The following is a 297-nucleotide window of genomic DNA, read 5'->3' as shown; positions in this document are numbered from 1 at the left end:
ATTCATGTTCAAGCAGGTTCGTTAATTTTAATGGGGGATACAACGGACTTTGGTGGCAATACCGCCATTGATAGTGGTAGCACGTTGCAGCTCGGCAATGGCGGCACTTCAGGCAACTTGAACGGCGATATTGCCAATAACGGGGTTTTAGCATTCAATCGATCTGATGATGGTTTGATTATCGATGATGTAATCAGTGGTTCAGGCCAAGTACTACAAAATGGTGGTGGCACCACCACTTTAACTGGGAACAATACTTACAGCGGCGGCACCAAGCTAAATAAAGGCATTATCAAT

The 297-nt window shown here is 44.8% G+C and carries 1 protein-coding gene; it reads left to right on the top strand.

From position 1 onward, the window contains the following. Positions 1 to 30: 30 nt before the first annotated feature. Positions 31 to 297 (top strand): autotransporter-associated beta strand repeat-containing protein (locus tag A2F46_RS11955; RefSeq protein ID WP_197457684.1); only part of this gene is annotated, 267 nt, incomplete at its 3' end.

It is taken from the genome of Snodgrassella sp. CFCC 13594 (assembly GCF_001590725.1).
In the GTDB taxonomy this organism is placed as follows: domain Bacteria; phylum Pseudomonadota; class Gammaproteobacteria; order Burkholderiales; family Neisseriaceae; genus Snodgrassella.
This window is presented reverse-complemented; position numbering and strand designations above follow the sequence as displayed.